The following is a 14,040-nucleotide window of genomic DNA, read 5'->3' on the forward strand; positions in this document are numbered from 1 at the left end:
GCATCCTCTCCCAGGGACGGGCATCCAAAAAGATGCCGGTCCCTGTTTGTTGGGTCAATCCGCATGAAATAAAATGCGGAATATACAAACAGGAGGGATAATCAGATAAGCCGCGATGCAGATCCGCAAAAGGGCGGCGGTATTTCTTTGTTGTAGTTTTTAGTCATTTCTTGTAAAATGGTAAATATACTAAAGAAAACTGGGGTGTCGCTATGAGTTCGAAAGATGAAACGATGTTATTCAATTTTGATGATAATCTGAAAAAGAATATCCAAGAGACATTAGCCCTTGTTTATGACGCATTGGAAGAAAAAGGATACAACCCTATCAACCAGATTGTAGGCTACCTGCTTTCTGGCGATCCAGCTTATATCCCGCGTCATAACGATGCCAGAAACCTGATCCGCCGTCACGAACGTGATGAAATAATGGAGGAATTAGTGAAGAGCTATCTTTCTGGAACAGGCAGAATCATCCAATGAGGCTCATGGGCTTGGATGTCGGGTCCAAAACGGTGGGAGTGGCCATCAGCGATCCGATGGGATGGACGGCGCAGGGGATAGAAATCGTCAAAATCGACGAAGCCAACGGAATATTTGGTCTTGAACGGATTGCCGAATTGGTTAAGGAGTATGAAGTTGAGAAGTTTGTACTCGGCTTGCCAAAGAATATGGACAACAGCATTGGTTTCCGGGCGGAGGCTTCCATCGCCTATGGAAATTTGCTTGAAAAAGAGCTAGGTTTGCCGGTCGATTACGTTGATGAAAGACTTACCACTGTTCAAGCAGAAAAAATGTTGATCAATGAAGGAAATGTTTCCCGCAAAAAAAGGAAAAAGGTAATCGATAAACTTGCTGCTGTCATACTTCTTCAGAATTATTTGGACAGCCAGTAAAGAGAGTGGTTTTTTTGTCCTGTTTGCGTTACAATATCCTTTGTTTGAACGATGAAAATAATAATTAGATAAAGAGGTGCATACCATGACTGAACATAATCACGATCATGACCATAATCACGACCACGATCATGACCACGAAGATAACCACGAGCACATCACAATCGTGGATGAGAACGGAAATGAAGAGTTATTCGAAATCTTATTCACTTTCGAATCAGAAGATTTCGGAAAGTCTTACGTGCTGGTTTATCCAGCAGGAGCTCCTGAAGGAGAAGAAATCGAATTGCAGGCTTATTCCTATGTTGAAACCGAAGATGGCGGAGAAGGCGATTTAGAGCCGATCGAATCGGATGAAGAATGGGATATGATCGAAGAAGTCCTGAACACATTTATGGAAGACGAAGACCTTCAATAAATTTGTAAGTGACTTGTAAGGATAATAAGGGAGGATCGGGGCAATCATTGTCTGGATCCTCTTTTGTTTTGCGACTGTTGCATCGCCTTTTTGAGCTTTTGGCATCCAAACGGATCCGAACTGATAAAATAATGAGAAAACTGTCCAATATGCTCTATATGTCTATGCAAATAACGAAAAAGATTCAATTTATATGGGTTTTCGTGTATAATTACGGAAGTCGAATGGCTAATAATCCACAAATAGCCATATACTCAAGTAAGGAGGGCCTTATCTTTGTCACAAAATGATCAGCAAGAACCTCAAGGGCAACAAAAACTCATTCGTCCTACGTTGGAAAAAGAAGCCGTAGACAAAATGAAAATACGCAAAAAAGAACGGTCACTCGTGCGGAAAATTGTTTTTGCAATCGTAACGATAGGGATCCTTCTAGGAGTCATCGTTGGCTTTGCCGGCTACAAATATATAACAGACGCACTTCAGCCATTAGAGCCAGAAAGTACGGAAGTCGTCGAAGTGGAAATTCCGATAGGGACGTCCACAAAAGGAATCACTCAACTGTTGGAAGAAGGAAACGTCATCAAAAACGCAACCATCTTCAACTACTACATCAAGACGCAAAATGTTTCTGATTTCCAAGCAGGCTTTTATGAATTATCGCCTTCCATGAGCCTTAATGACATCATTGCGACGCTTCAAGCGGGCGGAAGTCCTGTGCCACAATCGAGCGAGCACAAAATCATCGTAAGAGAAGGCAATACGATCGAAGAAATCGCAGCGGAAGTCGAAGGGAAGACGGATTTCACAGCTGAGGAATTTTTGGCGAAAGTGAATGAACCGGAATTCCTCACGAATGCAGCTGCACAGTACCCTGATATTTTGACTGAAGCATCCCAACGCACCGATACGCGTTATCGTTTGGAGGGATACCTCTACCCGGCGACTTATGATCATATGACCGGAAATAGTTTGGATGAAGTGATTTTACAGATGTTGCAGAAGACGAATGAAGTGCTAACGCCCTATGCAGAACAGATTGCTTCTTCAGGCCATACCCTTCATGAAATTCTGACGATTGCTTCACTTGTCGAAAAAGAAGGCGTTACTCCGGAAGATCGTGCGAACATTGCTGGCGTATTCTTTAATCGTCTGGAAATCGATATGCCGATCCAATCGGACATCAGTATTTTGTATGCGCTGAATGAGCACAAGGAATTAGTGACTTTCAAGGATCTTGAAATAGATTCGCCGTATAACCTGTACAGAAACACAGGCATGGGGCCTGGGCCATTCAATAGCCCAAGCGAAGGATCCATTCAAGCGACTCTGTCACCAGCTGACACGAACTATCTGTATTTCGTTGCGGACACAACAACGGGCATCGTTTATTTTTCCGAAACATATGAAGAACATTTGCAATTGCAAAGCCAATACGTAGACAGCGAATAAGACGAATAAAGTGAGCTGCATGAAGAGAGGAAGAATACACCAGTGAAAAAACCTATCGTTATTGGGGTGACAGGGGGATCGGGAAGCGGGAAAACCAGTGTCAGCAGGGCCATCTTAGACAAGTTTACCGATGTTTCCATTTTGCTGTTGGAACAGGATTTTTATTACAAAGATCAGAGCGATCTGCCGTTTGAGGAGCGTCTGAAAACAAACTACGATCATCCGTTTGCGTTTGATACGGATCTGTTCATCGAAGATCTTAAAAAATTGATACAATACAAGAGCGTCGAGCAACCTGTTTACGACTACTCCAAGCACACGCGCAGCGACAAAGTGATCCATCGTGAGCCGAAAGAAGTCATAATCGTTGAGGGAATCCTGATTTTAGAGGATCAACGCCTGCGCGATCTGATGGACATCAAAGTCTATGTGGATACGGATGATGATATCCGTATCATCCGAAGAATCAAACGCGACATGGAATCAAGAGGCCGGACACTTGATTCTGTCATCCACCAATATTTGACAGTGGTCAAGCCGATGCATCAGCAATTCATCGAGCCAACCAAAAAATTTGCGGATATCATCATTCCTGAAGGTGGACAAAATCAAGTCGCAATCGATCTGATGACTACCAAAATTGCTTCAATTTTGTCTGAAAATGCGGAATAATAATAGATACCTGTAATATTTTAAAAATATAATTGCTTTTACTGGAATTAAATGGTATTTTAAATTCACTATTAATTAGGCAGCCAATAAACGATGTAGAGCCACAGGAAATGATTATTTCTCTTTGGATGACGTGCTACCTGTCCCAGATCCGTGCGGCTTTCGAGGACAGCTATCAATAAAAAAAGGGAACTGCAGTCCTGTGCTGAATATTGAATATTGAATCATTACTTAAAAGGGGCATATTTCTTATGATTGAAAAAGCATATCCGATGACAGCTGAAGGTAAAGCCAAATTAGAAGCTGAACTTGAAGACTTAAAAGTGAACAAAAGAAGAGAAATCGTTGAGCGCATCAAGATTGCCAGAAGCTATGGAGATCTATCCGAGAATTCGGAATATGAATCTGCAAAAGACGAACAAGCTTTCGTCGAAGGCCGCATCACAACGTTGGAAAAAATGATCCGTTTTGCGGAAATCATTGAAGTACAAAACGTCGACAGCGATGTGGTTTCGATTGGACTGAAAGTGACATTCGTAGAATTACCGGATGGCGATGAAGAAACGTACACTATTGTCGGCAGTGCAGAAGCAGATCCGCTTGAAGGCAAAATTTCAAACGATTCTCCGATCGCTAAAGCCTTGTTAGGCAAGCAAATCGGCGCAGAAGTCGCCATTGGCACACCGGGCGGCGATATGAACGTGAAAATCGTCAGAGTGGAACAAGCTTAAAAAAAGCATTCAAGAAGAGGGTAGGACAAAAATCATTCAGAATGATTTTACTGTCCTATCCTCTGTTTGTTTATGTTTCTTTTTGGCTCAGCGGGTATAATGAATGACAGGGTACATGCAATCAATTGGACTGTACGACTTTAGTCTTAGCCTATTATCCACCCTTAGCGCACTGTCAAAGCGATCCAGTTAATCTATAATGGAAACAGATACTTACGTTCCTGCTTGGCGCGCCTGTAAGCCAGCGTTCAGCGGAAATTTATGAAACATCGAAGAGAAAGGAGGGCCTGGGATGAAAAAGAGGGCCTTGAAACTATTTATGCTCATTGAAAGCCTATTGGGGTTGGCTGTCCTGTTTCAATTGGTGCAGGACACAGATTTGCTGCTGGTCTTTGTGCTCGGATTGATATTCATCAAATTCGGCACCGGAAAAGGCGAGCGTCGTCAGATTCTGGGCTTGATCGGATGGTTTATGGTAGGCATGAGCATACTCTCCACTTTCTCGGTGTGGCTGATGTTGATTCTTTTCATACTGTTCGTTGTCATCAATGGAAAAGGGATCTGGTCTGAGTTGAAGCTGGATACTTTTGTGGACGTTCCTTGGGAAGAAAAAGCGTTTCGTACGGTCAAAACGAAAGAACCGGAACAGCGGAACGGTTCCAGAAAGCGCCAGAAGTGGATCGGAAACACCAGTATCGGGTCGGATGTCTACGAATGGGATGATGTCAATCTGACCGTATTCATGGGGGATACGATAATCGATTTGGGAAATACGTTGTTGCCGAAAGAGGAAAATATCATTCTGATCCGCAAAGGATTCGGAAAGACCAGGGTAATCGTGCCGTTGGGGATCGGAGTGGCTGTCCATCATTCCACCATCAAAGGCCAGCTTCTGTTCGATGAAGACGAAATAGACTTGACCAACGAAACTGTCAAATTATACAGCCGGGACTACGATGAGGCAAACCGAAAAATCAAAATCGTGTCCAACAGCCTGCTGGGTGATCTGGAGGTGATCTACCTATGAGGAGAAGCGCGATCTTGATTCTGTTCGGCACGATACTCGGCGTCTTTGCTTTTATCGCGGCCAGCGTTTTATTTGCCCTGAGGCCTTATTTAAGTTATCAGGAACTGCTCGAGGTGGATCGTTTTTATGTGCCGGCATTCCTTTACATCATCGTATTGCTGCTTTTTGCTGCGATCGTTGTAACTTGGATTGCCCACTTTTATTTGAAAAATCAAGAAAACCGCATCAAGGATAAGTTGCATTGGCTTTATCTTGGCAATTATGAGCATACGGCATTCACAAAAAAGCGGGATAAATCATTATTTATGGACCAGTACTGCAACGCAATCCATATTGAGATCGAAATGCTCAGGAAAAAGATGCTCAGCCTGTCCCGGGAAGTGCAGCACCTGAGTGCACATCCGCAGCAGGTCGGCAATGAAACAAAAGAAGAAATTCTCGAGCAGGAAAGGCATCGCATCGCGAGGGAGCTGCATGATTCCGTCAGTCAACAACTTTTTGCCGCAATGATGATGTTGTCGGCGGTCAATGAACGAGCCGATGATTTTCCGGAAAAAATCCAGAAACAGATGCGTCTCATAGAAGGCATCATCAATGAATCCCAGTCGGAGATGCGAGCTTTGCTCCTTCATCTTCGTCCAACCAAACTCGAAGGCAAAACCCTGAAAAAAGGGATCGAACAGTTGTTGGTGGAATTGAAGTCGAAAGTCCAAATCGCGATTAAATGGGAAATCGACGATGTCCACACGATGAGCGGCATCGAGGATCATTTTTTCCGTATTGTGCAGGAGTTGCTTTCGAATACCTTGAGGCATGCAAAGGCAAGCCATCTGGAAGTGTATCTGAAACAAACCTTGCAGGAAATCAGTCTCCGCGTTTACGACGATGGCGTCGGCTTCGATACCTCGATTGAAAAATCCGGCAGCTATGGCCTGATGAACATCAAAGAACGCGTGCAGGGGATGGGCGGGAGCTGTAAGATCATCAGTTTCCCCAAAAAAGGGACCGTGATCGAAATCCGCATCCCGAATACCAATGTGAATACAAATGATGCAAGTGCTGAATAGGATGACGGAAGTTTCAGAAATAAGTTCCTTTAGGAGGGGTTAGGTTGATACGTGTATTGATTATCGACGATCACGAGATGGTGAGGCTGGGGTACTCGGCTTATTTATCCATCCAAGATGACATTGAAGTAATAGGGGAAGCGGAAAACGGCTTGATCGGCTATGAAATGGCCCTGGATTTGCGCCCGGACATCATTTTGATGGATCTGGTCATGGAAGTCATGGACGGCATTGCCTCGACGAAAGCGATATTGAATGAATGGCCCAAAGCGAAAATCATCATCGTCACCAGTTTCATCGATGACGAGAAGGTTTACCCGGCATTGGAAGCTGGGGCTTCCAGTTACATGCTGAAAACCTCTTCAGCTCATGAAATTGCCGACGCAATCCGTTCCACTTACCATGGTGAGTCTGTCCTGGAGCCAGAAGTGACCGATAAAATGCTGGAGCGCTTCTCGAAAAGGAATATCCGGCCGTTGCATGAAGAGCTGACCGCCAGAGAGCGGGAAGTGTTGCTGCTCATCGCGCAAGGCTACTCCAATCAGGACATTGCCGATCAACTGTTCATCACACTGAAGACAGTCAAAACGCATGTGTCGAACATTCTGACAAAGTTGGAAGTGGATGACAGGACCCAAGCTACGATCTATGCTTTCAAGCATCATCTGATTCAATGACTTTGAGCAAAGTGTTATAAAATGATGCTTCCTTATGATAAGATGAATACGATAGATAGCAGTGAGAGGGGGCAGGCTGATTATCCGATCAGCGACTAGATGAAAATAGAAATCAGTGAACGCGCACAAAAGTGGTTTGAACAGGAAATGGGCATTTCAGGCAAAAAAGGGGTTCGTTTCCTTGGGAAAGTCTACGGCAGCAGCCAAATACATGAAGGGTTCTCCGTTGGGCTTGATGTGGATGAGCCAGTATCTCCGATCGGAAAAGCCGAATACAATGGCATTTTATATTATGTAGAGGATGCGGATGATTGGTTCTTTAATGGCTATGATCTGCATGTTGGATTCGATGAAAAACAACGCGAACCGGAGTATAACTTCATCGCACAAAATAAAGAGGACAAATAAAAAGAGGGCGCTGGATTTTTATCCAGGCCCTCTTTTTGTGTTCAGTTCAGGTTTTCAGGTTCAGACGCCCATAATGACGGGAACAATCATAGGACGGCGCGCCGTTTTTTCATAAAGGTAAGGCTGAATGGCGTTCGTGACGGTGTCCTTCAATTTCTTCTCGGTGATGGCGTCGCTTCCCTTCAGCAAAGAAATAACATCTTGGCGGACGATTGCTTGTGCTTCATTAATCAGATCGCCTGATTCGCGCATATAGATGAATCCGCGGGAAAGGATGTCCGGTCCTGCCAATAAATCCTTGTTGCGGAAATCGACGGTCAACACCACGACTACAAGTCCATCTTCAGAAAGGACACGACGATCGCGCAGAACGATGTTTCCGATATCCCCAATGCCTTTTCCATCGACATAAACGTCGTTTGCCGTAAAGCTGCCGGCGCGTCTCGCGGAGTCAGCCGTCAAAGCAAGAATTTCCCCGTTATCGGAAATGAAACAGTTCTCGGCAGGGATTCCGACTGATTCTGCTAATTCTGTATGAATCTTCAACATCCGGTACTCGCCATGAACGGGCATAAAGTATTTTGGTTTCATCAATGTCAACATCAGTTTCTGCTCTTGTTGTCCACCATGTCCGGAAGTGTGGACGTTGTTTACTTTACCGTGAATTACGGCTGCGCCTGCTTCCAAAAGCAAGTTGATGACGCGGTTGACACTGGTTGTGTTGCCCGGAATCGGCGAACTCGAGAAAATAACCGTATCTCCTGGGTGGATAGAAATCTGTCTGTGCGTACCATTGGCAATCCGGCTCAATGCAGCCATCGGTTCGCCTTGAGATCCCGTACACATGATCAGCACTTTATCCGCAGGAAGACTGTTCAATTCGCGTGTGTCGATGAATAGATCATCCGGTGCCACGATGAAGCCCAACTCTCTGGCCGTACGGAAGTTCGTCTCCATGCTGCGGCCAAATATAGCGATCTTCCGACCCGTTTCAAGCGCGACTTCAGTGACTTGCTGCAATCTGTAAATGTTTGATGAGAAGGAAGCAAATATGATTCTTCCCGAAACTTTTTGAATGATGTTTTTAAGGGATTGACCAACAATTTGCTCTGATTGCGTAAATGTAGGTATTTCTGCATTTGTGCTGTCGCTCAGAAGTAAAAGGACGCCTTCTTCCCCGATTTTCGCCATCTTATGGATATTTGCCGGTTTGCCGTTTGCAGGTGTGAAATCGAACTTGAAATCCCCTGTAAACACAATATTGCCTGGTGGAGTCTTGACCACGATCCCCATGGTGTCCGGTATGCTGTGCGTTGTTCCGAAGAAGCTGATGCTGGTTTTACGGAATTTGATGACAGAATCTTCATTGATTTCATGCAGGATGGCATCCCTGAGCAAGCCGTGCTCATCCAGTTTGTTGCGGATCATGGCGAGCGCAAGTTTGCCTGCATAGATAGGGACATTCAATTCTTTCAAAAGAAACGGGACACCACCGATGTGATCTTCGTGTCCGTGAGAAATGAACAATCCTTTGATTTTGGTTTGGTTTTGCACCAAATAACTGTAGTCGGGTATCACATAATCAATGCCAAGCAAGTCATCTTCCGGAAACATGATCCCGGAATCAAGAATGATGATTTCATCCTGGAATTGTATGCCATACATATTTTTGCCGATTTCCCCTAAACCCCCGAGAGCAAATACACCGACTTCATTGTTTTTTATGTTAGGTTTCATACATTGAACTCCGTGATTTTGAAATTAGGATCTTTTTGTTCGTATTCTAAATGGCTGCCTTCCAAAGGTTGAATGAATTCAATGTTGTAGGGGGTATTTTGTTCAACTAATCTTCTGGCTATTACGATATCGGATGCCTCCACATAAAGAGATTCCGTGTTCTCTCTGGTAGGTGCATCAAATTTTGCTGGTTGGTATGTTACTTTAAATATCATATAGTTCACTCCATTTTTCTTATTTGTTTTTGATAGTACTGTACTTAAAAATTACAATCTTAGTTTGTTAACTTGGTCAATAGTTGTATTTTTTCATACAATCGGTACTATAAGTTTACCACAATTAAGGCAGTTAGTATAGAAATGACTGGTAAAATCATTTTTGCAGAGGTGCAAGCCTTTCCAATAGTAAGGCAATTCTCTTTTGTTTTTTTTAACGATAGCAATCAATATTTTTGTAGACTTAAACACAGTAATTGGCTAGACTGGATACAGCGGGTTTGGAAGTCTGGGCAGAAAAATAATAACGTTCTTTTTTTTTGTCCTGAAGAAACCCGACGAATCGTTTCCTTTAAGGTAGGTGTATCGAAATGTCTTTAATTTGGCGTTATATCAGTCGGTATAACAAATTATTTTTATTAAATGTGTTGGGAGCTTTCGGCTTTGTGCTTGTGGAATTGGGATTGCCCACGATGCTTGCAGGCTTGATCAACGAGACGGTTGCAGGCGGCGGAAAAGAGAATATTCTGCGCACGACTGCGGTCATGGTCGGATTGGCCTTGGTCGGTTTTGTGGGAAGAATCATTGTCGCCTATGCAACCGGCAGAATCACTACCAACATGGTAGCGGATATGCGTAATGACATGTACCAAAATATCCAGACGTTTTCCCACGAAGAGTATGACCGCATCGGCGTTTCCTCATTGGTGACGCGGGTCACCAATGACGCCTTCATCCTGATGCAATTCGCCCAGATGCTGTTGCGGATGGGGTTGATGACCTTCATCATGATGTTCGCCAGCGCTTTTATGATAGCGCGCACGAGTCCGGACTTATCGATTATCCTGTTGCCGGCTTTTCCGGCACTGCTTGTGATGATCATTGTGATCGGCAAAAAATCGCAACCATTATCCGAGGCGCAACAGCAAAATCTTGATGACATCAACGGGAATTTAAGGGAATCGCTTTCCGGCATGCGCGTCATCCGGGCGTTTGTCCAGGAAGCTTTTCAAGCTGAACGTTTTGAGGGAGTCAATAACGCCTACAGCGTGGTTTCAAAAAAACTCTTTCGTCTGATGGCCTGGAATCAACCTGTATTTTCACATGTCATCAATCTGATCATCATCGCCATCATGTGGTTTGGTTCCGAGCAGATTGAGGGGGGCAGCCTGCAGTTAGGGGACATGACAGCCTTCATCGAATACAGTTTCCATGCCTTGTTCTCGTTTCTGAACTTTGCGGTCGTCTTCATGATGTATCCGCGGGCCTCGGTTTCCGCAAAGCGGATCCAGGAAGTGTTGGAAACAACCAGCAGCATATCTCAGAACGAAGAAGGGATCACGGAAACCCTGACTCATGGTTATCTGACGTTTGAAGCGGTCAGTTTTGCGTATCCAGGGAACACAGATACCCCGGTGATCAGAGATATTTCCTTTTCGGCTGAACCCGGGCAAACGATCGCTTTCATCGGCAGCACAGGGAGCGGCAAATCGACGTTGATCCAATTGATTCCGCGTTTTTATGATGTCACCAAAGGGCGCATTCTTATCGATGGGCATGATGTGCGCGATTATAATCTGAAAGCTTTGCGCAAGAAAATCGGCTTTATTCCGCAGAAAGCCTTGCTTTTCACCGGAACGATCTCCGAAAATCTTCGTTACGGGAAATGGGATGCCTCAAAAAAAGAAATCGAAGAAGCCTCCGATATTTCCCAAGCCAAGGAATTCATAGCGCGCAAACCAAAACGTTTTGATGAACATTTGGCTGAGGGGGGAAGCAATCTTTCCGGCGGGCAAAAGCAACGGTTATCCATTGCCAGGGCAATCGTCCGTAAACCGGATATTTATATCTTCGATGACAGTTTCTCGGCCTTGGATTACAAGACGGATGCGACCTTGCGTGCCCGACTCAAAAAAGAGACCGGAAAAGCGACAGTCATCATTGTTGCCCAACGCGTCAGCACGATCATGCATGCAGACAAGATCATTGTAATGAATGAAGGTGAGGTCGTCGGTCAGGGGACCCACAAAGACCTGTTGCAGAATTGTGAAATCTATTATGATATTGCATCCTCGCAAATGAGCAAGGAGGAACTCTCATGAAAAAAGTGGACAAAAAAACGTTGCTCCGGGTATGGGATTACCTCAAATTTTACAAAATGAAGTTCTTCGGCTCCATCCTTTTGACCATAACGATGACGATACTGAACGTACTGGAGCCTTTCATAATCGGATTTGCCATCACGGAAATCGGCAGAAATGTTTCGGATATGTTGAAAGGCGTGGAAGGTGCCGGCATCAATTACGATTATTTGTCGAAAGTGCTGCTCATCTATTTTGTTCGGGCCTTGCTTTACCAAGCTACGAATCTCTATTCGCAATTGTTCATGACGGATGTCGTTCAGGATGCCATGCGTGATTTGCGTAAGGATCTGAGCGACAAATTGAACCGGCTGCCGATTGCCTACTTTGACCGCAACCAATTCGGTGACATATTGAGCAAAGTGACGAACGATGTCGATTCCATCGGCAATGCGCTGCAGCAATCCTTGCTGCAGGTGCTGAATGCCGTTTTGGGGATCACATTTGCGCTTATCATGATGTTCGCGATCAGTTGGAAGCTGGCTCTCACCATGGTCGTGCTGATTCCGTTGGCTACCATCCTTTCCAAAAAGATCACGCAGCTGTCGCAGCCGTATTTCCGTGGGCAAGCGAAATATCTCGGGAAGCTGAATGGTTTTGTTCAGGAATCGCTGACCGGCTTCTCCATCATCAAGCTTTACGGCAAAGAAGGGGATGCTTTCGATGAATTCCATTCCATCAATGAATCCCTGAAAAGGAATGGTTTCAAGGCGGCCTTCATCTCAGGCCTGATGTCACCGGCTGTGGCACTCGTCACCAATGCTTCCTATATCATCATAGCTGTGCTCGGGATTCTGCAAGCGATGGCTGGAGCGATGACGATCGGTAATGTGCAGGCCATGGTGCAGTACGTCTGGCAAGTGAACCAGCCGATCTCGACGATCACACAATTATCGGCCATCATCCAATCGGCTGCTTCTTCCATCCAGCGCGTCTTTGATCTCATTGATCAAGAGGAGGAGGTGCAAGCAGAAGTGAAAATGAGTTTGCCGAAGGAAATCCGCGGAGATGTCACTTTTGAAAATGTATCCTTCAGCTATGACAAAGAAGATCCACTGATCAAAAATTTCAACATCGACGTAAAAAGCGGCGAAACAGTGGCGATCGTCGGTCCGACAGGCGCCGGCAAGACTACGATGATCAATCTCTTGATGCGCTTCTATGAGGTGGATTCGGGCGCCATCAAAATAGATGGCTATGACACGAAAGAACTGACCCGTGCTGACTTGCGCTCGCAGTTCGGTATGGTTCTGCAGGACGCATGGCTTTATAAGGACACGATCACAGGGAATATCCGCTTCGGAAAACTGGATGCTACCTTCGAAGAGGTGGTGGATGCGGCGACCACAGCCAATGTCCATCACTTCATCCAGACTTTGGGTGCAGGCTACGATACGGTCATAAACCAGGAAGCTTCGAATATTTCATTGGGGCAAAAGCAACTGCTGACGATCGCCCGCGCCTTCATCGCAGATCCTAAAATCTTAATACTTGACGAAGCGACAAGTTCCGTAGATACTAGACTGGAAGCTTTGATCCAAAAAGCTATGAAACGCATCATGCACGGCAGGACTAGTTTTGTGATCGCGCACCGACTTTCCACCATCCGCGATGCCGATTTGATTCTCGTCATGGATCAAGGCGAAATAATCGAACATGGCAAACACGCAGAGTTGTTGGAAAGAAAAGGATTTTATTACGATTTGTACACCAGCCAATTCAAAAACGAGTCAGAAAAAGGGGAGCAGAAAATTTGAACAACAAAAAATTCATTTTCTTTGATATCGACGGAACATTGCTGAACGATGAAAAGATGCCGCTTGAGAGCACTGTCCAAGCTTTGCGCCAACTGCAGAAGAATGGGCACGAAATCGCGATCGCGACGGGGCGGAATCTGTTTCTGGCCCAAGAGGTCATCGATACGTTCCAATTGGACAATTACATCGTCTGCAACGGCGCTGCAGGTTACTTCAAGCATGAACTTAAGTATGAAAACAAATTGGATCTGGATGCATTCGAAAAATTGCTGCAGATTTCCGATGAGAGTGGCCATCAGATGGTCTACGAATCAGCTCATGCTTTGGCTCGTCGCCATGAATCGATCGAGAACAACGCAAGCGAAGCGATGCGCAGCATTGAGTTCGAAGTCCCTGACCATGATGCGTCTTTTTATCTGAACAATCCGCTTTATCAAGCACTTTTGTTCTATAAAGATGAAGAGAAAGCAATCTATGAAGCCGGCGCTTTTCCGGAATTCCGTTTTGTGCGCTGGCACGATGCCGGTGTCGATGTGTTGCCGAATCCGGGATCAAAAGCACAGACTGCCCTGTGGATGGCGAAGCATCTGGGCTTTGCGCATGAAGACACCATAGCTTTCGGTGACGGAAACAACGATTATGAACTCATTTCCAGCGTCGGCTATGGGGTCGCAATGGGAAATGCGGTCGATCCTGTTAAGGATGTCGCCAAATTTGTCACGAAAGACTGCAATTCAGGCGGAATTGCCTACGCACTTGAAAAATTAGGCTTGTTATAGGAGCGAAAATAGGGTATCATATCATTCATAAGGCGTTTTTGCCGAACGTCGTTGATACCCTGTTATT

Annotated in this window: 15 protein-coding genes; 13 read left to right on the top strand and 2 right to left on the bottom strand. The window is 45.1% G+C overall.

Translation table 11 applies throughout. From position 1 onward, the window contains the following. Nucleotides 1-212: 212 nt before the first annotated feature. The 10 genes from C8U37_RS00895 to C8U37_RS00945 all read left to right on the top strand — a co-directional run bounded on the left by C8U37_RS00895 (nt 213) and on the right by C8U37_RS00945 (nt 7,344). Nucleotides 213-482: an IreB family regulatory phosphoprotein gene (locus C8U37_RS00895; protein ID WP_086628278.1), complete on the top strand. Its 270-nt coding sequence runs from the start codon at nt 213-215 to the stop codon at nt 480-482. Further along, on the top strand, nt 479-895 hold the full coding sequence (gene ruvX, locus C8U37_RS00900) for a Holliday junction resolvase RuvX (protein WP_086628277.1): 417 nt from the start codon (nt 479-481) through the stop codon (nt 893-895). Before C8U37_RS00895 ends, ruvX begins: the two co-directional genes overlap by 4 nt. A gap of 85 nt (nt 896-980) precedes the next feature. Then, entirely contained in the window at nt 981-1,313 is a 333-nt protein-coding gene (locus C8U37_RS00905) for a DUF1292 domain-containing protein (RefSeq protein ID WP_108031418.1), read from the top strand. 276 nt (nt 1,314-1,589) lie between these two features. Beyond that, entirely contained in the window at nt 1,590-2,762 is a 1,173-nt protein-coding gene (gene mltG, locus C8U37_RS00915) for an endolytic transglycosylase MltG (protein WP_108031420.1), read from the top strand. A gap of 42 nt (nt 2,763-2,804) precedes the next feature. Continuing rightward, the gene (udk, locus tag C8U37_RS00920) at nt 2,805-3,434 is read left to right on the top strand and encodes a uridine kinase (protein WP_108031421.1); all 630 of its coding nucleotides are present in this window, start codon (nt 2,805-2,807) and stop codon (nt 3,432-3,434) included. Between the two features lie 251 nt (nt 3,435-3,685). Further along, entirely contained in the window at nt 3,686-4,165 is a 480-nt protein-coding gene (gene greA, locus C8U37_RS00925) for a transcription elongation factor GreA (protein ID WP_108031422.1), read from the top strand. A gap of 292 nt (nt 4,166-4,457) precedes the next feature. After that, the gene (gene liaF, locus C8U37_RS00930; protein WP_108031423.1) at nt 4,458-5,192 is read left to right on the top strand and encodes a cell wall-active antibiotics response protein LiaF; all 735 of its coding nucleotides are present in this window, start codon (nt 4,458-4,460) and stop codon (nt 5,190-5,192) included. After that, complete coding sequence (locus C8U37_RS00935) at nt 5,189-6,259, top strand: sensor histidine kinase (RefSeq protein ID WP_108031424.1); 1,071 nt, start codon at nt 5,189-5,191, stop codon at nt 6,257-6,259. Before liaF ends, C8U37_RS00935 begins: the two co-directional genes overlap by 4 nt. A gap of 44 nt (nt 6,260-6,303) precedes the next feature. Further along, a complete protein-coding gene (locus tag C8U37_RS00940; protein WP_086985367.1) occupies nt 6,304-6,936 on the top strand; it encodes a response regulator transcription factor in 633 nt (210 codons plus the stop codon). Nucleotides 6,937-7,035: 99 nt separating this feature from the next. Next, entirely contained in the window at nt 7,036-7,344 is a 309-nt protein-coding gene (locus C8U37_RS00945) for a HesB/YadR/YfhF family protein (RefSeq protein ID WP_106448772.1), read from the top strand. 60 nt (nt 7,345-7,404) lie between these two features. Here the strand turns inward: C8U37_RS00945 and rnjA are convergent, their stop codons facing one another. Continuing rightward, nucleotides 7,405-9,081 carry a ribonuclease J1 gene (gene rnjA, locus C8U37_RS00950; protein WP_108031425.1) on the bottom strand — a complete coding sequence of 559 codons (1,677 nt, stop codon included), beginning with the start codon at nt 9,079-9,081 and terminating at the stop codon, nt 7,405-7,407. After that, nucleotides 9,078-9,296 (bottom strand): DNA-directed RNA polymerase subunit epsilon, encoded by a 219-nt coding sequence (locus C8U37_RS00955; protein WP_086628267.1) that lies wholly within the window; start codon nt 9,294-9,296, stop codon nt 9,078-9,080. The genes rnjA and C8U37_RS00955 overlap by 4 nt, the downstream gene beginning before the upstream one ends. A gap of 371 nt (nt 9,297-9,667) precedes the next feature. On the opposite strand from C8U37_RS00955, the gene C8U37_RS00960 reads away from it, so the two are divergent. The 3 genes from C8U37_RS00960 to C8U37_RS00970 are packed head-to-tail and all read left to right on the top strand — an operon-like array spanning nt 9,668 to nt 13,973. Further along, complete coding sequence (locus C8U37_RS00960; protein ID WP_108031426.1) at nt 9,668-11,398, top strand: ABC transporter ATP-binding protein; 1,731 nt, start codon at nt 9,668-9,670, stop codon at nt 11,396-11,398. Continuing rightward, nucleotides 11,395-13,194 (top strand): ABC transporter ATP-binding protein, encoded by a 1,800-nt coding sequence (locus tag C8U37_RS00965; RefSeq protein ID WP_108031427.1) that lies wholly within the window; start codon nt 11,395-11,397, stop codon nt 13,192-13,194. The genes C8U37_RS00960 and C8U37_RS00965 overlap by 4 nt, the downstream gene beginning before the upstream one ends. Then, the gene (locus C8U37_RS00970; protein WP_245879735.1) at nt 13,191-13,973 is read left to right on the top strand and encodes a Cof-type HAD-IIB family hydrolase; all 783 of its coding nucleotides are present in this window, start codon (nt 13,191-13,193) and stop codon (nt 13,971-13,973) included. The genes C8U37_RS00965 and C8U37_RS00970 overlap by 4 nt, the downstream gene beginning before the upstream one ends. The last annotated feature ends 67 nt before the right edge of the window (nt 13,974-14,040 follow it).

This window comes from Trichococcus patagoniensis (assembly GCF_003051085.1).
In the GTDB taxonomy this organism is placed as follows: Bacteria; Bacillota; Bacilli; order Lactobacillales; family Aerococcaceae; genus Trichococcus; species Trichococcus patagoniensis.

What these genes read in the sequence shown, in the direction of transcription:
- C8U37_RS00895 (WP_086628278.1), top strand. Translation starts at nt 213, where the DNA reads ATGAGTTCGAAAGATGAAACGATGTTATTCAATTTTGATGATAATCTG.
- ruvX (WP_086628277.1), top strand. Translation starts at nt 479, where the DNA reads ATGAGGCTCATGGGCTTGGATGTCGGGTCCAAAACGGTGGGAGTGGCC.
- C8U37_RS00905 (WP_108031418.1), top strand. Translation starts at nt 981, where the DNA reads ATGACTGAACATAATCACGATCATGACCATAATCACGACCACGATCAT.
- greA (WP_108031422.1), top strand. Translation starts at nt 3,686, where the DNA reads ATGATTGAAAAAGCATATCCGATGACAGCTGAAGGTAAAGCCAAATTA.
- liaF (WP_108031423.1), top strand. Translation starts at nt 4,458, where the DNA reads ATGAAAAAGAGGGCCTTGAAACTATTTATGCTCATTGAAAGCCTATTG.
- C8U37_RS00935 (WP_108031424.1), top strand. Translation starts at nt 5,189, where the DNA reads ATGAGGAGAAGCGCGATCTTGATTCTGTTCGGCACGATACTCGGCGTC.
- C8U37_RS00945 (WP_106448772.1), top strand. Translation starts at nt 7,036, where the DNA reads ATGAAAATAGAAATCAGTGAACGCGCACAAAAGTGGTTTGAACAGGAA.
- rnjA (WP_108031425.1), bottom strand. Translation starts at nt 9,081, where the DNA reads ATGAAACCTAACATAAAAAACAATGAAGTCGGTGTATTTGCTCTCGGG.
- C8U37_RS00955 (WP_086628267.1), bottom strand. Translation starts at nt 9,296, where the DNA reads ATGATATTTAAAGTAACATACCAACCAGCAAAATTTGATGCACCTACC.
- C8U37_RS00960 (WP_108031426.1), top strand. Translation starts at nt 9,668, where the DNA reads ATGTCTTTAATTTGGCGTTATATCAGTCGGTATAACAAATTATTTTTA.
- C8U37_RS00965 (WP_108031427.1), top strand. Translation starts at nt 11,395, where the DNA reads ATGAAAAAAGTGGACAAAAAAACGTTGCTCCGGGTATGGGATTACCTC.